General features: G+C 48.3%; 19 protein-coding genes and 1 tRNA gene. 10 read left to right on the top strand and 10 right to left on the bottom strand.

Translation table 11 applies throughout. The features are described 5' to 3' along the window. Positions 1 to 736: 736 nt before the first annotated feature. A tRNA-Leu gene (locus tag PUN32_RS08785) sits at positions 737 to 821 on the bottom strand. 187 nt (positions 822 to 1,008) lie between these two features. Here PUN32_RS08785 and PUN32_RS08780 point away from each other — a divergent pair. Beyond that, the gene (locus PUN32_RS08780) at positions 1,009 to 1,473 is read left to right on the top strand and encodes an RDD family protein (protein ID WP_274722748.1); all 465 of its coding nucleotides are present in this window, start codon (positions 1,009 to 1,011) and stop codon (positions 1,471 to 1,473) included. 112 nt (positions 1,474 to 1,585) lie between these two features. Here the strand turns inward: PUN32_RS08780 and lptG are convergent, their stop codons facing one another. Both lptG and lptF read right to left on the bottom strand, forming a co-directional pair. After that, a complete protein-coding gene (lptG, locus tag PUN32_RS08775; RefSeq protein ID WP_274722747.1) occupies positions 1,586 to 2,656 on the bottom strand; it encodes an LPS export ABC transporter permease LptG in 1,071 nt (356 codons plus the stop codon). Positions 2,657 to 2,659: 3 nt separating this feature from the next. Further along, on the bottom strand, positions 2,660 to 3,760 hold the full coding sequence (gene lptF / locus PUN32_RS08770; protein WP_274722746.1) for an LPS export ABC transporter permease LptF: 1,101 nt from the start codon (positions 3,758 to 3,760) through the stop codon (positions 2,660 to 2,662). 193 nt (positions 3,761 to 3,953) lie between these two features. Here lptF and pepA point away from each other — a divergent pair, with 193 nt between their 5' ends. From pepA to PUN32_RS08755, 3 genes are all read left to right on the top strand, one after another. Further along, positions 3,954 to 5,465 (top strand): leucyl aminopeptidase, encoded by a 1,512-nt coding sequence (pepA, locus tag PUN32_RS08765; protein ID WP_274722745.1) that lies wholly within the window; start codon positions 3,954 to 3,956, stop codon positions 5,463 to 5,465. Positions 5,466 to 5,509: 44 nt separating this feature from the next. Beyond that, the gene (locus tag PUN32_RS08760) at positions 5,510 to 5,959 is read left to right on the top strand and encodes a DNA polymerase III subunit chi (RefSeq protein ID WP_274722744.1); all 450 of its coding nucleotides are present in this window, start codon (positions 5,510 to 5,512) and stop codon (positions 5,957 to 5,959) included. Positions 5,960 to 6,052: 93 nt separating this feature from the next. After that, positions 6,053 to 8,914 carry a valine--tRNA ligase gene (locus PUN32_RS08755; protein ID WP_274722743.1) on the top strand — a complete coding sequence of 954 codons (2,862 nt, stop codon included), beginning with the start codon at positions 6,053 to 6,055 and terminating at the stop codon, positions 8,912 to 8,914. A 131-nt stretch (positions 8,915 to 9,045) separates the two neighbouring features. Here the strand turns inward: PUN32_RS08755 and PUN32_RS08750 are convergent, their stop codons facing one another. Beyond that, positions 9,046 to 9,783: a pseudouridine synthase gene (locus PUN32_RS08750; protein WP_274722742.1), complete on the bottom strand. Its 738-nt coding sequence runs from the start codon at positions 9,781 to 9,783 to the stop codon at positions 9,046 to 9,048. A gap of 242 nt (positions 9,784 to 10,025) precedes the next feature. Between PUN32_RS08750 and PUN32_RS08745 the strand changes: the two genes are divergently transcribed. Continuing rightward, positions 10,026 to 11,297: an Nramp family divalent metal transporter gene (locus tag PUN32_RS08745; RefSeq protein WP_274722741.1), complete on the top strand. Its 1,272-nt coding sequence runs from the start codon at positions 10,026 to 10,028 to the stop codon at positions 11,295 to 11,297. A gap of 111 nt (positions 11,298 to 11,408) precedes the next feature. Here the strand turns inward: PUN32_RS08745 and rapA are convergent, their stop codons facing one another. Beyond that, positions 11,409 to 14,318, bottom strand: coding sequence for an RNA polymerase-associated protein RapA (rapA, locus tag PUN32_RS08740; protein ID WP_274722740.1), 2,910 nt, complete (start codon positions 14,316 to 14,318; stop codon positions 11,409 to 11,411). A gap of 315 nt (positions 14,319 to 14,633) precedes the next feature. Here rapA and PUN32_RS08735 point away from each other — a divergent pair, with 315 nt between their 5' ends. From PUN32_RS08735 to PUN32_RS08715, 5 genes are all read left to right on the top strand, one after another. Continuing rightward, positions 14,634 to 16,010, top strand: coding sequence for a PhoH family protein (locus PUN32_RS08735; protein ID WP_274722739.1), 1,377 nt, complete (start codon positions 14,634 to 14,636; stop codon positions 16,008 to 16,010). A 148-nt stretch (positions 16,011 to 16,158) separates the two neighbouring features. Further along, entirely contained in the window at positions 16,159 to 17,160 is a 1,002-nt protein-coding gene (locus tag PUN32_RS08730) for an ornithine carbamoyltransferase (RefSeq protein WP_274722738.1), read from the top strand. A gap of 266 nt (positions 17,161 to 17,426) precedes the next feature. Beyond that, on the top strand, positions 17,427 to 18,356 hold the full coding sequence (pyrB, locus tag PUN32_RS08725; RefSeq protein WP_166014311.1) for an aspartate carbamoyltransferase: 930 nt from the start codon (positions 17,427 to 17,429) through the stop codon (positions 18,354 to 18,356). Between the two features lie 12 nt (positions 18,357 to 18,368). Then, entirely contained in the window at positions 18,369 to 18,836 is a 468-nt protein-coding gene (gene pyrI, locus PUN32_RS08720; protein ID WP_274722737.1) for an aspartate carbamoyltransferase regulatory subunit, read from the top strand. Between the two features lie 92 nt (positions 18,837 to 18,928). Next, the gene (locus PUN32_RS08715; protein WP_166014309.1) at positions 18,929 to 19,318 is read left to right on the top strand and encodes a Rid family detoxifying hydrolase; all 390 of its coding nucleotides are present in this window, start codon (positions 18,929 to 18,931) and stop codon (positions 19,316 to 19,318) included. Between the two features lie 76 nt (positions 19,319 to 19,394). Here the strand turns inward: PUN32_RS08715 and PUN32_RS08710 are convergent, their stop codons facing one another. From PUN32_RS08710 to mlaC, 5 genes are all read right to left on the bottom strand, one after another. Further along, on the bottom strand, positions 19,395 to 20,123 hold the full coding sequence (locus PUN32_RS08710) for a 1-acylglycerol-3-phosphate O-acyltransferase (protein WP_274722736.1): 729 nt from the start codon (positions 20,121 to 20,123) through the stop codon (positions 19,395 to 19,397). Positions 20,124 to 20,195: 72 nt separating this feature from the next. Continuing rightward, on the bottom strand, positions 20,196 to 21,461 hold the full coding sequence (murA, locus tag PUN32_RS08705) for a UDP-N-acetylglucosamine 1-carboxyvinyltransferase (RefSeq protein WP_274722735.1): 1,266 nt from the start codon (positions 21,459 to 21,461) through the stop codon (positions 20,196 to 20,198). A gap of 7 nt (positions 21,462 to 21,468) precedes the next feature. Further along, on the bottom strand, positions 21,469 to 21,723 hold the full coding sequence (gene ibaG, locus PUN32_RS08700) for a BolA family iron metabolism protein IbaG (protein ID WP_166015017.1): 255 nt from the start codon (positions 21,721 to 21,723) through the stop codon (positions 21,469 to 21,471). After that, positions 21,716 to 22,045: an STAS domain-containing protein gene (locus PUN32_RS08695; RefSeq protein ID WP_166014306.1), complete on the bottom strand. Its 330-nt coding sequence runs from the start codon at positions 22,043 to 22,045 to the stop codon at positions 21,716 to 21,718. The genes ibaG and PUN32_RS08695 overlap by 8 nt, the downstream gene beginning before the upstream one ends. After that, positions 22,042 to 22,680, bottom strand: a complete 639-nt coding sequence (gene mlaC, locus PUN32_RS08690) for a phospholipid-binding protein MlaC (RefSeq protein WP_274722734.1) — start codon at positions 22,678 to 22,680, stop codon at positions 22,042 to 22,044. Before mlaC ends, PUN32_RS08695 begins: the two co-directional genes overlap by 4 nt. Position 22,681: the final 1 nt, after the last annotated feature.

Below are 22,681 nucleotides of genomic sequence, written 5' to 3'. Positions count from 1 at the left end.
GCCATGATCAAACTCTTCAATTAAAAGTTTTTTGAAGCTTTCGCTTCGGCTCAATGAATACTGACTTTAAATTACCTTAGTAATTCAAAGCTATTATCGTTCCAACAGAACGATAATGAATTGACTGTGCCAAGACTTTCGTCTCGTTTGGTCACTCAGTTCATTGATTAATCTTTTTGAGATTATCATCAACGAGTGCCCACACAGATTGATTGGTTTATATTGTTAAAGAGCGTTTTGCTTCGGCTTTCTTACCGAAGAGGCTGTGCATTCTAGCGAGATAATTGTCAGTGTCAAACACTTTTTTCATCTTTTTGCATCGAAGCGTTTTGCCTAGCTGACTGGCCCTGAGGCCTTGCGGCGTCTGCCGTGTCAGTGAGGGCGCATTATAGGGATGATTTTGTTTCTGGCAAGACCCTAAATGCACTTTTTTCTAAAAAATCATTCATTCGCCTACAAAACCAGCAAAACTATTATTTATTGAACTTTTCCTTTAGTTTTGTCGCTTTTCTGCTGCGCAAATCTTAATAAAACGACCGCTTCGTTATTCCGAACGATCAACCACGTCAGAAAGAAGAAGCAAGGTATTGCTCAAGCGGATCACGTGAATTACTGGCTAAAGGAACAAGCTGTTTGCATAAAGACCATCGCTGGAGAGTTTGACTATCAGAGGGAAAGATTTTACGTCGATGAAAAAGCAAAAAGCCGACTCAATTGAGTCGGCTTCTTTAAATTATGGTACCGATGGACGGACTTGAACCGTCACTCCCGAAGGAAACGGATTTTGAATCCGTCGTGTCTACCAATTTCACCACATCGGCATCTGGGCTGTTGCCCTTTGATGGAACGCATTATACGTAAGAAGCGCGGTCACGCAATAGTAAAATATTGAAAACCGTGTTGTTTGCTGATTATTTCACCATCGAACCATAAGCGGTGTGCTAGTGCTCTTTATTTAGCCTTCACCTCTGGATATTCTGTTACCTTTAATGGCCAGCACTGAGCAACATGAATTACACCACCCTCCCTAGCGCAGGTTTATTACGCCGTCTAGCAGCCTGGAGCTACGATACTCTGATCGTGATAGCGATGTTAATCATTGCCGGCGGGATCGTGGTCGCAGTACTTGAAGCTTTAGTTGCCGCGCAGCTGGTGAATTACGCCCCCTATCAAGATGCCAGTGATCTGCTCAGCACACATCCGCTATGGAGTGTGGTTTATCGTGCTTATCTGGCTCTCACTTGGATCGGTTTTTTTGTCTATTTCTGGACGCGCGCGGGGCAAACTTTAGGTATGCGTGCTTGGAAGCTGTATTTGTGTAGCGAACAAGGGCAAACCATTTCAGTCACTCAAGCTTTGATTCGTTTAGCTACGTCGGGCTTTGGGCTGGCCAACTTAACTGTGGTGTGTGATCCCAAACAGCGAGGGTTTCATGATATCTGGGCCAAAACGCGCGTCGTGGTATTACCTTAAAAACCACGCAACTTATCGATTTGTCCGCCGCATAATAAAAGAGCGCAAGGAAAACCTCGCGCTCTTTTATTACTCTTTATTACCCTGGTCGCTCATCACCGCTTGCTTGGGGTTAGAGTTTTCGACCTAATAAGCCTAAAGCAATCGCGAGGAAAACCAAGCCTGGAGCAAGTGCGCCTAATAAAGGTGGCAGCCCATACACCAAACTTAGCGGCCCAAAAAACTCACTGGAGATATAGAAGGTGAATCCTGCGATCACGCCAGATAAAATTCGCGCGCCCATTGTCACACTACGTAATGGGCCAAAAATAAACGAGAGTGCCATCAGCATCATCACCGCAATCGAGATCGGCTGCGTGACTTTGCGCCAAAAAGCCAGTTGATAGCGGGAAGCATCTTGCTCTGAAGCTTGCAAATACTGCACATAATCATTCAAGCCACTTAGTGATAACTCTTCTGGCTTGACGGTCACAACCGCGAGCTTATCGGGTGCTAATGACGTGCGCCAACGGTATTCAGGTAAGGATTGTTTACTGATCTCAATCTCATCGTTCAAACGGGTCAACTGAACATCTTTCATCAGCCACTCATTGCTGCCGACATACTCCGCCAACTCAGCAAAAATGACCTCACTGAGTTTTTTATTCTGATCGAAACGCCATAAATTGAGCCCATAAAGCTGCTCGTTATCCACTTTGGCAATGAAAATAAAATCGTTGGCATCTCGCGCCCAAACGCCGGTGCGCACCGACATGATCGCGCCACCCGAAGTAGCAAAGGCTCGCATATCACGCGCCAGTTTTTGTGCTTGCGGAGCGCCCCATTCGCCGAGCAAGGTGATAATAATCATCAGTGGAATGGCCGTTTTAAGCACCGACAATCCAATATCGAGCTTAGAAAACCCGGCTGCCTGCATCACCACCAATTCGGAACTGGAGGCTAATGCCCCTAAGCCAATCAAAGCCCCTAATAGAGCCGCCATCGGGAAAAACATTTCAATGTCGCGTGGCATACTGAGTACCACAAACCATAACGCCTGCAGTAAATCGTAGCTGCCATCACCGACTTTACGCAGTTGTTCAACATATTTGATGATGCCAGATAGACCAACAAAGGTCACCAGCACTAAAGCTGTCGTGGCAACAATCGTACGACCGATATACCAATCTAGGATTTTAAACACGATTTAAGCCCTCGCTCTCTGTTTCCATCGGTCTCTAAAGCGGCGCATCGGTATGCTATCCGTGGTATTGACAATCAAAGCCGCGATTAACAATGCCGCATTGATCGGCCACAAACCGATGATCACGGGCAATGAGCCATCTTCGATGGCAGACTTGGTCGCACTAAGCGCTAAGAAATAGGTCAAATAGATCAAGATCGCTGGCCCCATTTTGGCAAAGCGTCCTTGGCGAGGGTTAACCGCCGATAGCGGCACCACCAACATGGTCAGTAATGGAATACACACCACTAAGGAAATTCGCCACTGCAATTCTGCTTGAGCTTGACGATTAGAATCGTGCAACAAACTGAAAGTCGACAAAGCTTCCCAATCACGATCCGACGACTTCACTTCACGCTGACCAATCAAGCCATCATAAGCATCAAAATTGGTGATCATATAATCAACCCGGGTAGGAATACCTTCATAGCGCGTCCCATTATATAGCGTGATGATTTGGCGACCGTCGCTCAACTCTTTCACATCACCAGAATTGGAAAACATCACACTTGGCAGCACCGATTCACGGGGCATCAGTTGGGCGACAAACACGTTATGCAGCTTTTTATTTTCGATATTATCGATAAACACCACCGATGAACCATCGGGAGAGCGTTGGAAATGGCCTTTTTGCAACAGTTCAACGCTGTTTTCGGCGGCAAACTGCTCCATTAATTGTGCTTCTTTATCTTGGCTCCAAGGGGCAAGCCACAACGCATTGAAAGCCGCCACTGAAGCGGTGATCAAAGCGAGGTATAACGCTGCGCGAATTAAAAATTTATTGCCAATCCCAGTGGCATTCATCACGGTAATTTCACTTTCCGCATATAAACGGCCAAAAGTGAGCAAAATTCCGATGTATAGACTTAATGGCAGCATTAATAGGCCCATTGCCGGCATATTGAGTCCGACAATCGATAAAATCATGCTGGTAGGAATATCACCGTCAGAGGCCTCGGCTAACACGCGGATAAATTTCTGGCTGAGAAACACTAAAAACAGCACGAAAAAGATCGCAAACTGACTTTTTATTGTTTCTCGGATCAAATATCTAACAATAATCACGCTGAAATTACCTATGCAAAACTTGTTTTTTTGATTGAATCACTATAATTTCCGGATGAACCTTTTATTTTTTGAAAATTTCGCTAACGGCTAGGTTGTGCATACAAAAGGTCGATCTTTGATAGGATCCAGCAAGTAAGAGATGCATTATCTACCATTTAGTTCTATTTGTCTTCAGGATGTAGGAGTACGCATGGAGTTCAGTGTTAAGAGTGGCAGCCCTGAGAAACAGCGCAGCGCATGTATCGTTGTCGGGGTGTTTGAGCCGCGTCGCCTTTCTCCAGTCGCAGAACAGCTCGATAAAATCAGCGATGGCTATATTAGCTCACTGCTGCGTCGTGGTGATCTCGAGGGTAAACCAGGGCAGATGCTACTGCTGCATCAAGTCCCAAATGTGTTATCTGAACGAGTTCTGCTGGTCGGTTGTGGTAAAGAACGCGAGCTGGGTGAGCGGCAGTACAAAGAGATCATTCAGAAAACCATCAATACCTTAAACGAAACCGGCTCAATGGAAGCGGTGTGCTTTTTAACTGAGCTGCACGTCAAAGGTCGTGATACCTATTGGAAAGTGCGTCAAGCGGTAGAAGCGACCAAAGATAGCCTGTACACCTTTGATCAATTCAAAAGTGTTAAGCCAGAAACTCGCCGTCCACTGCGCAAATTAGTCTTCAACGTGCCGACTCGCCGTGAATTAAATCTTGGTGAACGCGCGATTGCCCACGGCCTTGCGATCTCATCTGGGGTTAAAGCGTGCAAAGACCTTGGCAATATGCCGCCCAATATCGCCAATCCAGCTTACCTTGCTTCACAAGCTCGTCGTCTGGCCGACGATTATGAGAGCATCACCACCAAAATCATTGGTGAAGAAGAGATGGAAAAACTGGGCATGGCCGCTTACCTTGCAGTCGGTCGTGGCTCACGCAATGAATCGATGATGTCGGTCATCGAATACAAAGGCAATCCAAACCCAGAAGCCAAACCGATTGTACTGGTCGGTAAAGGGCTCACCTTCGACTCAGGCGGTATCTCACTCAAGCCGGGTGAAGGTATGGATGAGATGAAGTACGACATGTGCGGCGCAGCATCGGTTTTCGGTGCCATGAAAGCGCTTGCCAAGCTAGGCCTACCGCTGAACGTCGTTGGCATCTTGGCCGGTTGTGAAAATATGCCCGGCAGTAACGCTTACCGCCCAGGGGATATTCTGACCACCATGTCAGGCCAAACCGTTGAAGTATTAAATACTGATGCTGAAGGTCGTTTGGTGCTGTGTGACGTGCTGACATATGTTGAACGGTTTGAACCGGATTGCGTGGTCGATGTCGCGACACTGACTGGCGCGTGTGTGATCGCTTTAGGTCATCACATCAGTGGCGTGATGGCCAATCACAATCCATTAGCCCATGAGCTGGTGAATGCCTCTGAACAATCCAGTGATCGTGCTTGGCGCTTACCACTGGCCGATGAATATCACGAACAGCTCAAGAGCCCATTTGCCGATATGGCCAACATTGGTGGTCGCCCGGGCGGCGCAATTACCGCGGGCTGCTTCTTGGCTAAATTTACCAAGAAATACAACTGGGCACACTTAGATATTGCTGGAACAGCGTGGCGCTCAGGCGCAGCCAAAGGCTCTACTGGTCGTCCGGTGTCACTCTTGGTCCAATTCCTGCTCAATCGCAGTGGCGGCCTAGACGCAGAAGAGTAATCATACTAGGGCCTACGGGCCCTTTTTAGTGAAAAGTAACCAAGATGCCAACCGCAACCTTTTATCTCATCTCCCCCAGCTCCGCGCAGGCAACTGTAACGGGTTTGATTGAATACGTGCTGTATTTGGCGCGTCACTTTACCGCACAAGGGGCGCGAATTTACCTGCAATGCCAAGATAAACAACATGCGGAACAGCTTGCTGAGCACTTTTGGCAGCTCGAAGCTGAGCAATTTTTGGCGCACAATTTAGTGGGTGAAGGTCCTAAATCGGGCAGCGCGATTGAAATTGGTTATGTTGGCGTCACCCCTTCTTGGAATCGTCAATTGGCAATAAATTTGGCGGATAATCAGACAACCTTTGCGCGTACCTTTGCCGAAGTGGTAGACTTCGTGCCCTGCGCAGAAAATGCCAAGCAGCTAGCTCGCGAGCGGTATAAACTCTATCGACAAGCGGGTTATCAGCTGCAAACCGTTGAGATCCAGTATCCATAACCGTCCATCCTTATAGTTAAGCTCTCTTATCCAAGAGAACTCACTTATAGCGATAGATTGAATTAACCATCACAGCATCCATTAAAGAGCACTATGGAAAAGACATATAACCCAGCATCAATCGAACAAGATCTGTATCAGACTTGGGAAGAGCAAGGCTACTTTAAGCCTCACGGTGACACCACTAAAGATGCCTACAGCATCATGATCCCGCCACCGAACGTTACTGGCAGCCTGCATATGGGCCACGCCTTCCAAGACACTATTATGGATACTCTGATCCGTTGTCAGCGGATGAAGGGCAAAAATACCTTGTGGCAAGTGGGAACCGACCACGCCGGTATCGCCACGCAAATGGTGGTTGAGCGCAAGATCGCCGCAGAAGAAAGCAAAACCAAACACGATTACGGTCGTGATGCCTTCATCGACAAAATTTGGGAATGGAAAGCCGAATCTGGCGGCACCATCACTCAACAGTTGCGTCGTCTAGGTGCCTCAGTCGATTGGGATCGTGAGCGCTTTACCATGGATGATGGTTTCTATAAAGCGGTGCAAGAAGTGTTCGTGCGCCTCTATAAAGATGACCTAATCTACCGCGGCAAACGCCTAGTCAACTGGGATCCGAAACTGCACACCGCGATCTCCGATCTGGAAGTAGAAAACAAAGAGACCAAAGGTCACATGTGGCACTTCCGTTACCCGCTAGCGGATGGTGTGAAAACGGCCGATGGTAAAGATTACATTGTGGTAGCGACCACTCGTCCAGAAACCATGCTGGGTGATACTGGCGTAGCGGTTAACCCTGAAGATCCGCGTTATAAAGATCTGATTGGAAAACAACTGATCCTGCCGATCGTCGGTCGTCGTATTCCGATCCTTGGTGACGAACATGCGGATATGGAAAAAGGCACTGGCTGTGTGAAAATCACCCCAGCGCATGATTTCAACGACTATGAAGTCGGTAAGCGCCACCAGTTGCCGATGATCAATATCCTGACCTTTGATGCCAACATTCGTGATGCCGCTGAAGTGTTTAACACCAATGGCGAAGCGAGTACCGCTTACGGCACCGAAATCCCAGCCCAATATCAAGGGATGGAGCGTTTTGCAGCGCGTAAAGCGATCGTCGCCGAATTTGAACAATTAGGTCTGTTGGAAGAGATCAAAGATCACGATCTCACCGTGCCTTATGGCGACCGTGGCGGTGTAGTGATTGAGCCAATGCTAACCGACCAATGGTACGTTCGCGCCGGTATTCTAGCCAAACCTGCGGTTGAAGCGGTAGAAAATGGCGACATCCAATTCGTACCAAAGCAGTATGAAAACATGTACTTCTCTTGGATGCGTGATATTCAAGACTGGTGTATCTCGCGCCAACTGTGGTGGGGCCACCGCATTCCAGCTTGGTATGACGAACAAGGCAATGTGTTTGTTGGTCGTGACGAAGCCGAAGTGCGCGCAGAAAATAACCTCGCAGCAGATGTGGTACTTCGTCAAGACAATGATGTACTGGATACTTGGTTCTCATCAGCATTGTGGACCTTCGGCACGCTAGGCTGGCCAGAGAAAACGCCTGAGCTGAAAGTGTTCCACCCTACCGATGTGCTGGTCACTGGCTTTGACATCATCTTCTTCTGGGTTGCGCGCATGATCATGATGACCATGCATTTTTGTAAAGATGAAGATGGCAAAGCACAAGTGCCATTCAAAACCGTGTACGTAACCGGCCTGATCCGTGACGAAAACGGCGACAAAATGTCGAAATCGAAAGGCAACGTGCTCGATCCAATCGACATGATTGACGGAATTGATCTTGAATCTCTGGTCGCCAAACGCACTGGCAACATGATGCAGCCACAACTGGCGGCGAAGATCGAGAAAAACACGCGTAAAACGTTTGAAAACGGCATCGAAGCTTACGGTACCGACTCACTGCGTTTCACGCTGGCCGCGATGGCGTCCACCGGTCGTGATATCAACTGGGATATGAAGCGTCTGGAAGGCTACCGCAATTTCTGTAATAAACTGTGGAACGCCAGCCGTTATGTGCTGATGAACGCCGAACAACAAGATTGTGGTTTTGCCGCAGGCGCAGAGCTTGAGTACTCACTGGCCGACAAATGGATCGAATCACAATTCGAACTGGCGGCGAAAGAGTTCAATGGCCACATTGATAACTTCCGCTTGGATATGGCGGCGAATACGCTGTACGAATTCATCTGGAACCAATTCTGTGACTGGTACTTAGAGCTGACTAAGCCAGTACTGTGGAAAGGTAGCGAAGCTCAGCAACGCGCCACCCGTCGCACGCTGATCACTGTACTAGAGAAAACGCTGCGTTTGGCGCATCCCGTGATCCCTTACATCACCGAAACCATCTGGCAAAGTGTTAAGCCATTGGTGGACGGCGTGCAAGGCGATACCATTATGCTGCAAGCGCTGCCTCAGTACGATGCAGCCAACTTCAACCAAGAAGCCTTGGATGACATTGAGTGGGTGAAAGCCTTTATCACTAGTATCCGTAACCTGCGTGCTGAGTACGACATCAACCCAGGTAAGCCTCTGGAAGTGATGCTCAAGGCGGCGAATGAGCAAGATGCGGCGCGTATCGAAGCGAACAAACCTGTGCTGGTTTCACTGGCCAAGCTGGAAAGCATTCGTGTCTTGGCGGATGGCGAAGCCACACCTGCCTGCGCTACTGCGCTGGTTGGCAAGTCTGAGCTGATGATCCCAATGGCCGGTTTGATTGATAAAGACGCGGAGCTGGATCGCCTGGCCAAAGAGATTGCGAAGACACAAGGTGAAATTGCGCGTATCGAAGGCAAGCTCGGTAACGAAGGTTTCGTGGCCAAAGCGCCAGAAGCGGTGATCAGCAAAGAGCGTGAAAAGCTCGCTGGTTATCAAGAAGCGCTGGTGAAACTTGAACAGCAAAAAGCGACCATTGCTGCGCTGTAATAACTTACTTAAAAATATCAAGGCAGCGATTTCGCTGCCTTTTTTATTGTCTATTCTTGTCGCTAAGCGTTGGGTGGTGGCAAACGAAAGCTCACGCTCACCTCAAAAACATCGGCATCCAGACCGCACAGTTAGTCTTGCTTGAGCTTTTTATAATCCGGCAGTTTTCGCTCAGGATCGAAATGCTGCAAAATTTGCTCCTCGGCTTCAGGATAAAACTCACAAGGCACAAATAGAGTACGTAGCCAATGAGTACGAGGATGATAGAAACACAGCTCGGCCGCATGCAGTTGCAAGCGATCGGCAAACTCAACCGCTTCTGGTGGCGCGTACAGATCATCACCGACGATCGGGTGACCAAGCGATTGCATATGCACGCGCAGTTGATGCGAACGTCCAGTAATTGGGATTAGGCGTACCACTGTTGTTTTCTCTTCGCGCTTGACCACTTGGTAACGGGTCAGCGAATCACGTCCCTCTTCAAAACAGACTTTCTGTTTCGGGCGATTAGGCCAATCGCAACACAATGGCAAATTGACTTCACCTTCATCTTGCTCCATCACACCCCACACGCGGGCATAGTAGATTTTATGAGTGAGGCGATACTGAAACTGCTTTTTCAACGCCGATTCCATATGTTTGCCTTTGGCAAATAGGATCAGACCAGAAGTCGACATATCCAACCGATGAACCACTTTCACCTCAGGGCAGTAATCGACCAGACGAGCCCACATACTGTCGTAGTGCTCAACGGGTCGCCCAGGAACCGATAACAAACCGGAAGGTTTGTTGGCTGCAATGATATGTTCATCCTCATAAATCACATCAATCCACGGATCCTTAGGAGGATTGTATTCGGTCATTGCCATCACTATTGTCTCGTATCACAAAAAAACAGCGCATTATATCAGCTCTTACTCACCCTGTGTGCCTTAAAGCTGTGCAATTGCTTAGCCAATTGCTGAGTTGAGTTGATGACCTAACAAAAAGATTACACATGGTGTAAATATAGATTGACGACATCGACAATCATGTTATTTACTCACTCTATTGACATAAGGCGAACATCAAAAACTAAACATCATCTCCCCCCATTTTAAAAGGAATCAAAATGGAAACTGTGGTTGCTTATCGCTCCAATAAACCAGGCGCACTGGCTCAATTCATTCGCTCACTTGGCCCTGGGATCATGATGGCCGCTGCAGCAGTCGGTGGCTCTCATTTAGTGGCTTCCACTCAAGCCGGTGCAATTTATGGCTGGCAATTGGCATCGCTAATTCTGCTGGTGAACGTGTTTAAATACCCGTTTTTTAAAGCTGGCGTACAATACACTATGGGTACTGGCGAGAGCTTAGTTGAGGGTTATGCCAAACTTGGTCGCCCCTATCTATGGGTATTTGTCACTCTCAGCCTATTTTCAGCCATCATCAACACCGCTGCGCTGTTGCTGTTTAGTGCTAGTCTGCTCAGCTACTTTGTGCCATTTGCGATCTCCAACCTCACCTTATGCGTGATCGTGCTCACCAGCTGTCTGGTGATTTTATTTGCTGGTCACTATCGGGCGTTAGATACCCTATCCAAAGTCATCATGGCCGTGCTCACTATCGCTACACTGATCGCGGTAGTGATCGCACTGGCTAATCCAGCACCACAGGTGGTGACTAGCCAAGCCACCTCACCTTGGACGCTGGCGGCGATCGGCTTTATCGTTGTCACCATGGGCTGGATGCCAGCTCCGATTGAAATCTCCAGCCTGACCTCGCTGTGGCTAAAAAGCCAATGCCGCCAGCAAACAGTTACACCTCAATCGGCCTTATTGGATTTTAATGTCGGCTATATCGGTACTGCGCTATTAGCCATAGTATTTTTGGCACTCGGGGCATTAGTGTTACACGGCTCAGGCGTGGAATTGGCCACTTCAGGGGTCGGTTTTTCTCATCAATTGGTTGGCTTGTATGCCACGACCATTGGTGAATGGTCGCGTTACTTAATTGCCGTGATCGCGTTCTTCTGCATTTTTGGCAGTACCATCACGGTACTGGATGGCTATTCACGGGTGGTTGCGGAATCGCAGCGCTTGCTACAACGTAAAGCGCAGCAAAAACCACAAGTTTTACAAGCTTGGATGCTGATGGTTTCGCTGTTGGCGATGGCGATTATTCTGTTTTTCGCCTCAGCACTAATGCCATTACTCGACTTTGCCATGGTGATGGCGTTTATGACCACGCCATTTTTTGCGTTACTCAACTACATTCTGGTCACCAGAACCAAACTCCCCGCCGCATTGCAGGTTGGCCCCAAGATGAAATGGTTATCGATAGCCGGACTAATTTATCTGTTTGGCTTTTTGGCACTGTTTATCGGCTGGAAATGGCTGCTGTAAACAATAGTGACTGTAAACAATGGTTGCTATAAACAACGGCGGCTGTAAACAGATCAAAAAGGCCTTCATTTAATGAAGGCCTTGGCATATAAAGTGCTTGGTGTCGGCAAATTAGTTGTGTGCTACCACAATCAAACGCAATGAATCCAATTGATACTGCGCATTGGCAATATAACCGGTCAGGGCTTGAATTTGCTGCTCTAACGCTTCAATCTCTTGATCACGAATGTTCGGATTGACCGCTTTAAGCGCCAGCAAACGCTCTAATTCACCATGCAAACTCTGCTGCATATCACGCAGTGCTTGTTCACGGATCGCATTGACTTGTACCTCAGCGAGCGTTTCACTAGCCGTGATCAAACGATGCACATCATGCTGCACTGAGCTAACAAATTTACTGGCTAAATGGCGATTAACTGGGCTTAATTGACGGTTAAAACCTTCAAACTCTACTTGTGTCGAAAGATCATTACCACGCGCATCGAGCAGAATACGGATCGGTGACACCGGCAAGAAGCGACTGATGCCACTGCGTTTCGGCGCTTGCACATCCACCACATACACCAATTCGAGTAAAATCGTGCCTACGGGTAGCGCTTTGTTTTTGAGCAGCGAAACCGCGCATACGCCAACCGCTTCACTCATCAGCAGATCGATACCACCTTGGATCATTGGGTGCTCCCAACTGATAAAGTGCATATCTTCACGGGACAGTGCCGTTGTTCGATCAAAGGTAATGGTCGCCCCTTCATAAGGCAGCCCCGGATAACTGGGCACCATCATGTGCTCAGCCGGTGTCACCACTAGGGCATTTTCACCACGATCTTCTTGATGTAAACCAATCGCATCAAACAAGCCGAGCGCGAAAGTGACCAAATTGGTATCACCATCGGTTTGGGCAATTTGTGCGGCGATTTGCCGTGCTTTATCCCCACCATTCGAGTGCATTTCCAGCAAGCGATCACGGCCAACTTCCATCTGAGCCTGCAAGGTTTTGTTGAGCTTGGCCGATTGCTCAATGATCTCTTCCAGCTCGTCACCACCACCGGCAGCAAGGATCGGGATCAGACGTTCGGCAAACGCATCGTATACCGCACGCCCGGTTGGGCAAGTTTCAGCAAAAGCATGTAACCCTTCTTGATACCAACGCGCCAAAATCGCTTGTGAGGTGTCGGTCAAATACGGTACGTAAATATCAATATCGCGTTGCTGACCAATCCGATCCAAACGCCCAATCCGCTGCTCAAGCAAATCTGGGTTAAACGGCAGATCAAACATCACGAGTTGGTTGGCAAATTGGAAGTTACGTCCTTCAGAGCCAATTTCACTACAAATCAGCACCTGCGCACCGCCCTCTTCTTGGGCAAAGTAGGCAGCAGCTTTATCGCGTTCGATGATCGACATGCCTTCATGGAATACGGTGGCACGAATACCTTCGCGCTCACGTAGCGCTTGCTCCAATTGCAGCGCAGTGCTGGCACGTGAAGCAATCACCAAAATCTTGTCACTGCGTTTAGCTTTAACTTTTTCCAGCAACCAGTTGACCCGCGAATCAAATTGCCACCAGCAAGACTCATCCCCTTCAAACTCTTGGAAAATCTCTTCGGGATAGAGCATTTTCATCGCGCGCGCTTCAGGGCTGAGCTTACCGCCGAGCATGCCCGCGACGCGCATCGATGTGGTGTATTGGCTCGGAATATCCAACGGTAACAGGTGTACATTACGTACAGGGAAGCCTTTGATCGCTGCCCGCGTATTACGGAATAAAACCCGCCCGGTCCCGTGACGATCCATCAGGTTATCGATCAGCTCTTGGCGAGCCAACGCTATCTCTTCGGCACAAGCATGGCCTTCTAGCGCTTTAAACAGTGGCTCGACATCTTGCTCGGACAGCAGTTCCGCGATTTTATTTTTCGCTTCATCACTCAGTTTATCGCCGCTAAACAGCGCGGTGACCGCATCCGCAACCGGAGCGTACTGCGCCTCTTCCTCAACAAAGGCCTGATAATCATAAAAACGATCCGCATCAAGCAGACGCAAACGAGCAAAGTGGCTTTCACGGCCAAGCTGCTCAGGCGTCGCCGTCAGCAGCAATACACCAGGCGTTTGCTCGGCCAATGCTTCAATCACTTGATATTCACGGCTCGGTTTCTCGGGATGCCATTCTAAGTGGTGCGCTTCATCCACCACCAATAAGTCCCACTCGGCGTCTAAGGCTTGCTCAAAGCGTTGGCGACTTTTACGCAGAAAATCTAATGAGCAGAGTACCAATTGTTGGGTTTCAAACGGGTTATCCGCCTCACTAGAGGCTTCCACGCAGCGCTCTTCATCAAAAATAGAAAAGTGTAGGTTAAAGCGGCGCATCATCTCTACCAACCATTGGTGTTGCAGTGTTTCAGGCACCACGATCAAGATCCGCTCAGCCCGGCCTGCCAGCACTTGTTGATGAATGATCATCCCCGCTTCGATGGTTTTGCCTAAACCGACTTCATCAGCCAGCAACACCCGTGGCGCATGGCGACGCCCCACTTCATGGGCAATGTACAACTGATGAGGGATAAGGCCAGCTCGCATACCGCACAAACCACGCATCGGGCTTTTGTGCTGCTGATATTGATTGGTCAGCGCACGATAGCGCAGCACAAAGTTATCCATGCGGTCAATTTGACCAGCAAACAACTTATCCTGCGGTTTATTAAAACGAATTTGGTTACTGAGGAAAATTTCACGCAGCGCAATCGCGGGCTCTTGAGTATCCACGCGAGTCCCTAAATAGCTGTAGACGCCTTGCTCTTCGAGCACCTGTTCCACTTGTAACGACCAGCCTTGCTGGCTATCCACCACATCGCCGACATTGAAGATCACTCGGGTGACTGGCGCATCGGAGCGTGCATAGACACGATTTTCTTCCGATGCCGCAAACATCAAAGTTACCGTACGCGCATCAAGCGCCACTACAGTACCTAATCCGAGCTCACTTTCCGTATCGCTTATCCAGCGTTGCCCTAAAGCAAATGACATGAATGGATTACCTCATCAAATAGCGTTGCAGAGAATTTTGCACTCCCATTCAACCAGCCGTCGCTTATCGATACAGGCCGATTGGGGGTGCAGAAAAAGGCCGCTAATCTTACTTGATGGCGTGATACAGGTCACGTTGATTCCCGATCACAAGCGGCTTTTTGTTACTTTTTTTTCTAAGTCAGTGGCTTGACATCAAATTGTCAACAGCCAATGGCATTGCTTAATAGTGTGATGACTATACTTAACTGGTACCACGCGCCAATACGTATTGGTTTACCCTAATAATGTAGTGTATGCCGTAAGGAGATGCTGATGAGCGATACCATTCGCAAACTGTTTGTCTTAGATACCAATATCCTACTGCACGAACCTCTCGCGATTTACTCTTTCCAAGAGCACGATGTGATCATCCCGATGACGGTACTGGAAGAGCTTGATCGAATTAAAGATAGCAAACGCGATGTAGCACGTGATGCGAGGGTGGCGATTCGCGCCTTAGAACACCTGTTTCATGAAGCCACACCAGAACAAATCAGCGCTGGGATTTCACTTTCTAAACAGCATGGTGCCAGCGGCACGCTGGCAATCTTGGCCGATTATGCCCTAGCGGAAACGGTCAAAGCGTTTACCGATAAAGAGGGGGATAACCGGATCCTCAATGCGGTGCTCTACTTACAAACTCAGCACGCCCCACGCCCAGTGGTATTGGTCACCAAAGACATTAATATGCGTTTGCGGGCCAAAGGCGCTGGGGTGTTACAGGTTGAAGACTATCGTACCGATCAACTGATTGATGACATTCAGTATCTGACTAAAGGCTTTCAAACTCGCGCTGGACGGTTTTGGGATAGTGTCGCCGAGGTTGAAAGCTACACTTTAGCTGGCCACACCTTTCATAAATTAGATCGCGCCCCTTTTGACCCGACCTTTCTCAATCAATATGTGATCGATGAAGATAGCGATTTCGCCGCGCGAGTCGAAAGTATTGATGGCGATAAATTAACCCTACGTGATCTAAGCCGCGATCGCATGTTGCATCGTCGCGCTTGGGGCATCACCCCGAAAAATATTTACCAAGCTATGGCGCTCGATGCGCTGCTCGACCCTGAAATGGATCTGGTGATCCTCACCGGAGCGGCTGGCAGTGGTAAAACCTTGCTCGCCATGGCCGCCGCCTTAGAGCAAACGCTTGAGCGTAAAATGTTTGATAAAATCATCGTCACTCGCAACACACCGGATATTGGTGAATCGATTGGATTTTTACCCGGTAGCGAAGAAGAAAAAATGCTGCCGTGGCTCGCTTCAATCACCGATACCTTAGAAGCGCTGCATAAAAATGATCACTGCACTGAAGGCTCACTCAAATACATCTGCGATAAAGCCAATATTCAGTTTAAATCGATCAACTTTATGCGTGGCCGCTCAATCCAAAATGCCTTTGTGCTGCTCGATGAGTGCCAGAATCTGACCGCTTCACAAATCAAAACCATCATTACTCGCTGTGGTGAAGGCACCAAGATTGTCTGCTCAGGTAACTTAGCGCAAATTGACTCGCACTATTTAACCCCTGTCACTTCCGGCCTCACCTACATGGTTGAGCGCTTCAAAAACTTTGCAGGCAGCGCCAACATCCATCTGAATGGCGTGGTACGCAGCCGCTTGGCTGAATTCGCTGAGCAAAATTTATAAACCAGCAAGGTGAGATGTTATCTGCATCTCACCTTATTACCTCGTTTTTATCGCGGTTTTTATTTACCAATGATAAATATTTATTCACTTTTGCGGCATTTTTATGATTTACTGAGCGCAACTGGAATCGCCAAATAAGGATCAGCCAATGGCTTTCAATTTACGCAACCGCAATTTTCTCAAGCTACTCGACTTCACCACCAAAGAGATCCACTTTCTGCTGGATTTAGCTGCTGAGCTAAAACGAGCCAAATACGCTGGTACTGAGCAGAAAAAGCTGCAAGGCAAAAATATTGCGCTGATCTTTGAAAAGTCGTCGACTCGGACACGCTGCGCCTTTGAAGTTGCAGCCTTCGATCAAGGGGCACAAGTCTCTTACATCGGCCCATCCGGTTCACAAATTGGCCATAAAGAGTCGATGAAAGATACCGCGCGCGTATTAGGTCGCATGTATGACGGCATTCAATATCGTGGTTTTGGCCAAGCAATTGTTGAAGAGCTCGGTCAATATGCTGGCGTACCAGTATGGAATGGTTTAACCGATGAGTTTCATCCAACCCAAATATTGGCCGACCTGCTCACCATGCAAGAGCATGGCGATGGTAAACCACTGCATCAAATCAAGTTCGCCTACCTGGGCGATGCACGTAACAACATGGGCAACTCCCTGATGGTCGGTGCCGCGAAAATGGGCATGGACATTCGCTTAATCGCGCCAAAAGCCTACTGGCCAAATGACGACTTGGTGGCAACCTGCCAACAGATTGCCAAGCAAACTGGGGCCAAAATTACCTTGAGCGAAGAGGTGCAACAAGGCGTTAAAGGCTGTGATTTCCTCTACACCGATGTGTGGGTTTCAATGGGAGAAGCGGCCGAGGCGTGGGACGAACGAGTGGCGTTAATGAAGCCTTATCAAGTCAACATGGAGGCCATCCAAGCGACCGGCAACCCACAGGTCAAATTTATGCACTGTTTACCGGCCTTTCATAATGATGAAACGCTGCTTGGCCAACAAATCGCCGCTCAATATGACATGCAAGGCTTAGAAGTCACCGAAGAGGTCTTTGAATCAGCCCACTCAATTGTGTTTGATCAAGCCGAAAACCGCTTACACACCATCAAAGCGGTGATGGTGGCAACCTTAGGCTAGCTGACATAGATTGGCGACGATAAGTGACCGAATATCCCCGCACAGTGTGATGTAATCGCTTGCGCTCACAAACTTTCGGCGTATAATTTCGACCGTTTGTCTGAGGGGTAGCCAATGAAATTTGCACAACGTGCAGCTCAAAATAGTGTCAATAGTAGTCAGTCGTTTGGCTTACTAGCGCCGCTGTTTTTCCCCTCATTGATTTGTTAAAGCCTCCCTTATGGGGGGCTTTTTTATAGCTATTAGAACATATAGGGAAGACGATCATGGCGAATTCGCTTTACCAAAAGCACATTATCTCGATTGCTGAACTCTCGCGCGCAGAGTTGGAGTTGATTGTGAAAACCGCAGGCCAACTGAAGGCCCAACCCAATCCTGAATTGATCAAGCACAAGGTGGTGGCGAGCTGTTTCTTTGAACCCTCTACCCGTACTCGCCTCTCGTTCGAAACTGCTATTCAACGTATCGGCGGCAGCGTGATTGGCTTTGATAACGGCGGTAATACCTCGCTGGCCAAAAAAGGCGAAACGCTGGCCGATTCAGTACGCGTGATTTCCTCTTATGTTGATGCGTTTGTGATGCGCCACCCACAAGAAGGGGCGGCGCGTTTAGCTTCTGAATTTTCTAATGGCGTGCCAGTGATTAACGCGGGTGACGGCTCTAACCAGCACCCATCACAAACCTTACTGGATCTGTACTCTATTTTTGAAACGCAAGGGCGACTCGATAATCTCAATGTAGCGTTTGTCGGCGATTTGAAATATGGCCGTACCGTACACTCGCTGGCGCAAGCTCTGGCTAAATTTGATAATAACCGCTTCTTCTTTGTCGCTCCTGAAGCACTGGCGATGCCGGATTACATCTGTGAAGAACTCGATGAAGCTGGTGTGCAGTATCAAATGTTCAACGATATGGAAAGCGTGATCCCTGAGCTCGATATTCTGTACATGACCCGTGTGCAAAAAGAGCGGTTCGATGAGTCTGAGTACGTGCATATTAAATCGGCGTACGTTTTGACTGCCGCCCACCTCAATCAAGCTCGCACTAATCTCAAAGTGTTGCATCCACTACCACGTGTGGATGAAATCACCACCGATGTTGATAAAACCCCACACGCTTACTATTTCCAACAGGTTGAAAACGGGGTTTATGCTCGTGAAGCCCTGCTGGCTTTGGTTTTAAACGAATCGTTGTAAGGAGAACCGATCATGACAAAAGAGACCAAACTACAAGTTGAAGCGATCAACAACGGCACGGTGATTGACCATATTCCAGCACAAGTAGGGATTAAAGTGCTGAAACTGTTTGATATGCACCATTCCGCGCAACGTGTCACCATCGGCCTTAATCTACCGTCTTCAGCGCTGGGTAGCAAAGATCTGCTCAAAATTGAAAATGTATTCATCAGTGAAGCACAAGCCAACAAACTTGCGCTGTATGCGCCACATGCCACCGTCAATCAGATTGAAGACTATCAAGTGGTGAAAAAATTGGCGCTCCAGCTACCGACGCGGATCAATAATGTGTTTGCCTGCCCAAATAGCAACTGTATTTCACATAATGAGCCGGTAGAAAGCAGCTTTAAAATTATTGAGAAAAATCAGGATATCCGGCTTAAGTGCAAATACTGTGAAAAAGTATTTGCCCGCGATGTCGTGACCGAAATCGAAGCCTAAGCAAGCAGAGCGCCAGTGACGTGGCGCTTTACCCATGCAGGGTTTACAGGCAAACTAAACGGCGATTTGGTAATAACTGACGGATAACCAACATGACAAAAGTTCTGCATACGCAAGCAGCCCCAGCGGCAATTGGCCCTTATATTCAAGGGATTGATCTGGGCAATATGGTGCTCACTTCTGGGCAAATCCCAGTCAATCCAACCACCGGTGACATTCCTAGCGATATCGCAGCGCAAGCTCGCCAATCACTGGATAACGTAAAAGCGGTAGTGGAAGCTTCAGGCCTTACCGTGGGTGACATTGTTAAAATGACGGTCTTTGTCAAAGATCTCAATGACTTTGCTAGCGTAAACCAAGTCTACGGTGCGTTCTTTGATGAACATAAAGTCGCCCATTACCCAGCGCGTTCTTGCGTCGAAGTGGCACGACTGCCAAAAGATGTCGGCATCGAAATTGAAGCCATCGCGGTGCGTAAGTAATCCGATTGATTGGATCTCAAATACAAAAAGGGTTGCCACAGGCAACCCTTTTTATTCGTATCAATCAACTCTGCGACTAGGCTTTACAGTTCAGCTCTGCCACTTCGGCATCCAACTCGGCGAGCTTAGCTTGCATCTGCTGATGGCAACGCTGGGACAGCTCGCGAATATTCTCTTTGCTGTAGCCTTCAGTGCTGATTGGTGGTAACACCTCGACAATCACATGCCCGTTGTTCCAGCGATTAAAGCTAAGCTTATCGGTCGAGCTACACACAATCGGAATGATCGGCACCCCAGCACCAATCGCCGCATGAAAGGCACCGGCTTTAAATGGCAATAAACCGCGTCCGCGTGAGCGAGTTCCTTCAGGAAACATCCACACCGAAACATCACTGTGGCGCATTGAATCAATCACTTGATCTATTGTGCCTTTGGCTTTGGCTTTATTGCTACGATCAATCAAAATATTACCGGTCAACCAATACAGCTGGCCAAACAGCGGCATCCAAGCCAAGCTTTTTTTACCCACCGTCACCACTTTTGGAGTGACCGCTTTAGATACGGTAAAGAGATCCCAGTTATTTTGATGGTTAGCAATGTACACATGCTGACCACGCTGATCGATATCAGCAGGAGCTCGGTATTCCAGTTGAATCCCGAACACTTTTGACATCGCGGCAAATTTTTTACCAAAGGTATACACATGTTTTGGGTTGCGCGGACTAAGCAAGCAGTAGCCACAACCAAATACAAACATCACAATGGCAAATACGGCCACGGCGAAGATACGCAATACAGCAATCATGCTATCTCTCCCAAAGGGCTAGAATAAAAAGGCCGAAATCATTGGATTTCGGCCCATTTATAAATGGAAAATTTAACGCGGGTCGCGGAAACGCTCGATCTTAGCGCCCAGCGCTGAGAGTTTATCCTCGATCCGCTCATAACCACGGTCAATATGGTAGATACGATCGACAATGGTTTCGCCTTTAGCGATACAACCAGCAATCACTAAACTCGCCGAAGCGCGTAAATCGGTCGCCATCACTTGCGCGCCACTTAAGCGTTCAACATCACCACAAATCACAGTGTTGCCTTCAATTTCCGCTTTCGCTCCCATGCGTTTTAACTCAGGCACATGCATAAAACGATTTTCAAAAATCGTTTCAGTGATCATGCCACTGCCTTTCGCCATCATGTTGAGCAAAGTAAATTGCGCTTGCATATCGGTGGGGAAACCAGGGTGTGGCGCAGTACGCACATTAACCGCTTTTAGCTCGCGCCCCGTCATATCAAGGCTGATCCAATCTGCACCGACCTCAATCGCCGCGCCCGCTTCTTCCAGCTTAGCCAATACCGCTTCGAGTAAATGCGCATGCGTGTTACGACAAATAATTTTGCCACGCGAGACGGCGGCGGCGACTAAAAAGGTACCGGTTTCAATCCGATCCGGCACCACAGTGTGCTTGCCACCACCAAGGCGTTCCACTCCTTCGATGGTAATCGTATCACTACCCATCCCAGAGATTTTGGCGCCCAGTTGGTTGAGGAACATCGCTGTATCAACAATTTCCGGCTCACGGGCTGCGTTATCCAACACTGTGGTACCTTCGGCTAAAGTCGCGGCGCACATAATAGTGATCGTGGCACCCACACTGACTTTATCCATCACAATGTGCGCGCCTTTTAAACGGCCATCGACATGCGCTTTGACATAACCATCTTCTAAAGTGATGGTCGCACCAAGTTGCTCTAAGCCGTGAATATGCAGATCAACCGGACGCGCACCAATCGCACAGCCTCCCGGTAAAGAGACTTGCCCTTGGCCAAAACGCGCCACCAATGGGCCTAACGCCCAAATTGAAGCGCGCATGGTTTTCACCAAATCGTAAGGCGCACAGTATTGATTGATCGGACCTGCGTCGACATGTACCGAACCATTACGCTCAACTTTTGCGCCCAAACGCTCAAGCAGCTCCATGGTGGTGTCGATATCACGCAGATGGGGAACATTGGCAACCTCAACTGGTTGCTCGGCCAAAATCGCGGCAAATAAAATTGGCAAGGCGGCGTTTTTAGCGCCAGAAATGGTCACTTCACCTTGAAGAGGTTGATTTGACCCAATAACTCGAAACTTTTCCATAAAAACCTTACAGGGACATCAACTTCTTATTGCGTGCCCATTCTTGTGGGGTAAACGTTTTCATTGTGACCGCATGAATCTCATTGCGCTGGATGTATCCCATCAACGGGGCATAAATCATCTGCTGTTTCTTCACGCGGCTCATATCGGCAAAGCAAGCATCAACCGCAATCACTTGATAATGACTGCCCTCACCTGTTACCTGAATTTCTTCAAGATTAAGGGCTTGCTGTAAAATTTGTTGGACTTGTGCGCTATCCACCATTCACCTCGGTTGGTCTGGCTATGTGTTGAGACATCAAATGTTCAATATTGCTCAACTGAAACAGTGTGCGCAGTTGTTCTGGCACGAAGCTGAGCATTATATGACAGTTTCTTCGTTTTGCATGCTCTATTAAGTGAATTAACAACACCATACCCGCCGAGTCGATTCTGCCAACTTGCTGCAAAGAAATCTCGATTTGCCTTGCTGGCGGCTGCCAATTTTTGAGCAAGATCCATAATTGCGGCACCGAATCACGATCCAACTCGCCGCTTAAGCCAAATTGATGGTCATTGATTGCTTGCCACTGCGGATGACTCATTGGCTTTGACTCTCAAAACGAATCGGCTGTTTAGCCAATTGTTCAAGTTCCTGCGCGGTGGCTAAAATACCTTGCTGACGAATTTTTCCGTTCCATTCGGACTGTTTACTAGAGAGCAGACTCACGCCTTCGGCGATCAGATCAAATGCTTTCCACTCGCCCGATTTCTCTTGGCGCAGCTTAAACTCAAGTTTAATGTTGGGACGTGGCGCATCGACAATATCGACTTTGACGCTGGCAATGCGGCGATCCTCTTCCAGTGGCATTGGAGGAGCAAACTCAATGGTTTGATTGCTGTATTGAGTCAAGACCTGCGCGTAACTCGTCACCAGATAAGCGCGAAATGCTTTGACAAACTCGGCCACATCTTCACGCTTAGCACCTCTGAGATTCGGGCCGAGTAATTTAAGCGCCGCGTACTGATCGTTGACATAAGGCATCAACTCTTGCTCGACAATCACTTTCAAATATTGCGGATCTTGACGCACTTGAGGCTGTTCGTTTTTTAGACGCTCAAACGACTGCTCAGCAACGGCTTTCATCATTTGGTAAGGGTTGCTGGTATCAATGGTTGCCGCTGTCACGAGCCAAGGCATTAACATTGCACTCGCTAGGAGTAACGCTTTTTTCCACATC

The organism is Vibrio chanodichtyis, assembly GCF_028863985.1.
Taxonomy (GTDB): Bacteria; Pseudomonadota; Gammaproteobacteria; order Enterobacterales; family Vibrionaceae; genus Vibrio; species Vibrio chanodichtyis.
This window is presented reverse-complemented; position numbering and strand designations above follow the sequence as displayed.

What these genes read in the sequence shown, in the direction of transcription:
- PUN32_RS08745 (WP_274722741.1), top strand. Translation starts at nt 10,026, where the DNA reads ATGGAAACTGTGGTTGCTTATCGCTCCAATAAACCAGGCGCACTGGCT.
- mlaC (WP_274722734.1), bottom strand. Translation starts at nt 22,680, where the DNA reads ATGTGGAAAAAAGCGTTACTCCTAGCGAGTGCAATGTTAATGCCTTGG.
- murA (WP_274722735.1), bottom strand. Translation starts at nt 21,461, where the DNA reads ATGGAAAAGTTTCGAGTTATTGGGTCAAATCAACCTCTTCAAGGTGAA.
- pepA (WP_274722745.1), top strand. Translation starts at nt 3,954, where the DNA reads ATGGAGTTCAGTGTTAAGAGTGGCAGCCCTGAGAAACAGCGCAGCGCA.
- pyrI (WP_274722737.1), top strand. Translation starts at nt 18,369, where the DNA reads ATGACAAAAGAGACCAAACTACAAGTTGAAGCGATCAACAACGGCACG.
- PUN32_RS08695 (WP_166014306.1), bottom strand. Translation starts at nt 22,045, where the DNA reads ATGAGTCATCCGCAGTGGCAAGCAATCAATGACCATCAATTTGGCTTA.
- PUN32_RS08730 (WP_274722738.1), top strand. Translation starts at nt 16,159, where the DNA reads ATGGCTTTCAATTTACGCAACCGCAATTTTCTCAAGCTACTCGACTTC.
- rapA (WP_274722740.1), bottom strand. Translation starts at nt 14,318, where the DNA reads ATGTCATTTGCTTTAGGGCAACGCTGGATAAGCGATACGGAAAGTGAG.
- PUN32_RS08760 (WP_274722744.1), top strand. Translation starts at nt 5,510, where the DNA reads ATGCCAACCGCAACCTTTTATCTCATCTCCCCCAGCTCCGCGCAGGCA.
- PUN32_RS08755 (WP_274722743.1), top strand. Translation starts at nt 6,053, where the DNA reads ATGGAAAAGACATATAACCCAGCATCAATCGAACAAGATCTGTATCAG.
- PUN32_RS08750 (WP_274722742.1), bottom strand. Translation starts at nt 9,783, where the DNA reads ATGGCAATGACCGAATACAATCCTCCTAAGGATCCGTGGATTGATGTG.
- PUN32_RS08780 (WP_274722748.1), top strand. Translation starts at nt 1,009, where the DNA reads ATGAATTACACCACCCTCCCTAGCGCAGGTTTATTACGCCGTCTAGCA.
- PUN32_RS08710 (WP_274722736.1), bottom strand. Translation starts at nt 20,123, where the DNA reads ATGATTGCTGTATTGCGTATCTTCGCCGTGGCCGTATTTGCCATTGTG.
- pyrB (WP_166014311.1), top strand. Translation starts at nt 17,427, where the DNA reads ATGGCGAATTCGCTTTACCAAAAGCACATTATCTCGATTGCTGAACTC.
- PUN32_RS08735 (WP_274722739.1), top strand. Translation starts at nt 14,634, where the DNA reads ATGAGCGATACCATTCGCAAACTGTTTGTCTTAGATACCAATATCCTA.
- PUN32_RS08715 (WP_166014309.1), top strand. Translation starts at nt 18,929, where the DNA reads ATGACAAAAGTTCTGCATACGCAAGCAGCCCCAGCGGCAATTGGCCCT.